The sequence below is a fragment of the Streptococcus danieliae genome (genome assembly GCF_013415245.1).
Taxonomy (GTDB): Bacteria; Bacillota; Bacilli; order Lactobacillales; family Streptococcaceae; genus Streptococcus; species Streptococcus danieliae_A.
In genome coordinates, this window is the sequence record NZ_JACBXX010000144.1 from 1 (window position 1) to 3303 (window position 3303).

Annotated in this window: 3 protein-coding genes; 2 read left to right on the forward strand and 1 reads right to left on the reverse strand. The window is 42.9% G+C overall.

All coding sequences use genetic code 11. From position 1 onward, the window contains the following. Positions 1-74 precede the first annotated feature (74 nt). Positions 75-650 carry a response regulator transcription factor gene (locus HZY94_RS06955; RefSeq protein WP_179925584.1) on the reverse strand — a complete coding sequence of 192 codons (576 nt, stop codon included), beginning with the start codon at positions 648-650 and terminating at the stop codon, positions 75-77. A gap of 311 nt (positions 651-961) precedes the next feature. On the opposite strand from HZY94_RS06955, the gene HZY94_RS06960 reads away from it, so the two are divergent. Next, a complete protein-coding gene (locus tag HZY94_RS06960; RefSeq protein ID WP_228064584.1) occupies positions 962-2161 on the forward strand; it encodes an MFS transporter in 1200 nt (399 codons plus the stop codon). Between the two features lie 774 nt (positions 2162-2935). Further along, positions 2936-3303, forward strand: a 368-nt coding sequence (locus HZY94_RS06965; RefSeq protein WP_257151889.1) for a reverse transcriptase domain-containing protein, incomplete at its 3' end; no start/stop codon positions are given.

Consider the following 3303-nt stretch of genomic DNA (forward strand, 5'->3'; position numbering starts at 1 on the left):
CTTTAAAACACTTGAGGACGTGATTGATAAACTACAAGAAGTGATTCAAAGTTTGCATTGGTCTGACCTTAAATCTATTGTCCATAGAGAATGGATTTTTTCAGATTTTGAATTTGAATGAGTATTAATTTGTCATTGATATGAGCCAGATGGTTGTTGACGGTACGGCGGCTGATGGCCAAGCTACTGGCGATTTTTTCTTGAGTATAGTTACTGCGGAGCAGATAAAGTATTTCGATTTCGCGAGGACTTAGAGCAGATGAATAGGGATTTGTTGGATAGGGGAAGGTTGCTTGTCCTTTTAAGACCTTTTGAAAGCCCTGGTTTATCTCTTCCATACTCAGGTCTTGATGGAGGTAGCCAGTGGCTTTTGCTTCCAGACTTTTTTGGAGGTAGTGTTCGCGATAGTGGGTTGAAAACAATAGGATAGGCTGGTCTGGAAAGGCTGCCTTGATTTTCTGGCAGGCTGAGAAGGCCTTGCGCTCAGGTCTGGTGATTTCCAAGATGACTAGCGCTGGTTGGTTCTGGGAGATTTGCTCTAAAAAGTCGTCTTCCCAGTCGTTTAAGTAGACTGTAAATTCTAAATTGTTATAGATCTTAGTCAGGGCCTGGGCTAGGAATTCACGGCGTCCGATGAAAAGTACGGTCATGTTCTTCCTCCTTTCCATGGTTAAAAAAGTTTGCTTCATTATAGCAAAAAACTTGTTTGAAATAGTTGCTTTTTTTGAAAATTTTTAGGAGATTGCACAAATAACTCATGCGAATCAAGGCGAGATTTGCTAGACTGTCAGTACTAACGTTAGTAAGATTCAAGAAAGAGGTAAGGGGTATGAATATGAGATTACTGTTTAAGCATCCCAGAAAATCAGTAGGCGATCGTTTCTAACTAGTTGTTTGATAGTAAATAGCTAGACGATTTTTGATCGGATAGCAGAGCTCGAATAGAAGGTGGTGACGCTTGATGAGTCTGAAGTCGATGAAACTGACGCCTAATTTTTACCGCTTAATTTTTAGTGGGGCTAATCGGAATGTAGCGGATTCCTTTTATATGATTGCCTTGTCCCTTGGTTTGGTACAAGTTTACCAGATTGATGCGGGTTCTTTGTCCCTCTTTACCTTGATTGGGATGTTGCCGCGTTTGTTTGCGGCAGCCTATGGTCCTTATCTTCACCGCTTAAAGCGAAATAAGTTGGCTATACTGAGTTTGCAGGGGATCCAGATTGGTTTGATGTTGTTGATTCTCTTGTGTTTGATGCAGACCTGGTCCCTTCTTTGGATGGTCCTATTGAATTTTGTGTTCTCCTTGGTTACGGTTTGTTTGAACAATCTGCAAATGAAGGTGATTCCGGCGATTTTAGACAATCGTGAGGATTTGTTGGAAAAATCGGTTAATGTTCAATATTTGACTGGAAATGTTCTGGATATTTCCAGTAACTTTGTAGCTTCTCTCCTGTTAGGTTTTATGTCCTATTTGACCTTGATGGAATGGAGTTTGCCTTTCTTTATTGGTGCTCTGTATTTCTTGATGCGGTTGCAGATTCCGGATACAGCGGGAGTGACTGTGGAGGAGGAAGAGTCGGTGGATCGGCTTGCTTCTTTTAAAACCCTAGTTGCTTCACGAGATGCTTTTTATATTATTCTGACGGAGGGGATCCTCAGTGGGGGAGTAGATTTGTTGCTGACGCTGGCGCCTATTTATTTAGTGCAGCAGGGTTATTCGGTCGCTTATTTGGGCTTGATCTTAGCCTGCCAGCGGGGAGCAGATCTTTTAGGGGCAATCCTAGCTCCCTATGTTCAGATGGATCCTCGGCTTTTTTTCCCCTTGGATTACATGCTCTCGGGTGCTCTGTTACTGCTGGTCTTTGTGGTAGAGCAACCTTGGATTCAGTTGGGCGCCTTTTTCCTGGCCTTTCTGATTATTGGTATTTCCGGGAATATGTTTAACAAACTGATCTATGCAACTTATGATCACAAGGAGTTGGCACTGGTTAATGCAGCTATTGTCAGTCTCTATACATTTTTTGCGGTTATTAGTTTGCTTGTCCCAAGTTTCTACGGGAATATTACCGTTTTGGGGCTGATCATTAATGGGGCGACGATTGTTGTTGGCTTTTTCCTTTTTTCAACCATAAGAAAGAGCTTGGGACAAAAAGTCCCGTAAAGTATAAAAAGGAGAGATTCATTCGTTGAAATGAGTCTCTCCTTTTCTTTTGGCTCTTTGTCAACTGTAGTGGGTAGAATTTTACAATCTATAAATAGTGAGTACAATATAGCCTAAAAATGGCTTCCTTTCAATTCATATGGGATGCATTCCCTGTGGTGGGGGACGGCAGCGACCTCTGACGAGTTCCATGCCTTATTCGGGAACCGAAGTTTCCCGAATCCCCCCGATTCCAAGCTCGGTGGCTTGGAATCTTTTCAGTACGACGGGCATGTCGTATATCTGAGGTGCAAGTCCTCTGTGGGCACCTGCTACCGGTGAACCCAATAGCGACTCCCAAGCCTGACTATCGTGAGGTAGCGGGGAGAGGAAGGGATAGCGAAATCGTGGCTCTACGAACAGAAATGTGATATGAAGGCGTATGTAGTGGATGAGGAGGCTGAAAACTCTAAAGTCCCAAAAGGTAGTCGTAACCTATATGCGTAGATCACGAGAGTAAACGAGGAAAGATATACGACTTATCCCGTGAGGTCTCATGAGCGTCGTAGACGTAGTAACAACGAATCATGAGAAGTCAGCCGAACCCATAGTAGTGATGAAGTTTCTGTAATGGAAATGGAGCGAAGGGGCGAACAATTAACCGAAGTAATCCTACTTCACTTGTGTCTGTAAAAGAACGGTCTGATAGAACTGGAGACGGTCACGTATTGACTAGGAGAAGGTTCACGAATCTAAGATGTCCCTCAGACACCGAAACAAGAAAGGAATACGCACATGTCAGAATTGCTAGATAAGATATTATCTCGGAACAATATGCTTGAAGCCTATCATCAGGTAAAAAGAAACAAGGGTTCTGCTGGTATCGACGGAGTTACCATTGAGGAAATGGATAATTTCCTACGGCAACATTGGCGAGAAACCAAGGAACTTATAAAGCAGAGGAAGTACAAACCTCAACCAGTTTTACGAGTTGAAATTCCTAAGCCAAATGGTGGCGTCCGAAATCTTGGAATCCCTACAGTCATGGACAGAATGGTACAACAAGCGATTGTTCAAACCATCAGTCCAATCTGTGAAAGACACTTCTCAGAGTATAGTTATGGCTTTCGTCCCAATCGCTCTTGTGAGACAGCTATTATTCA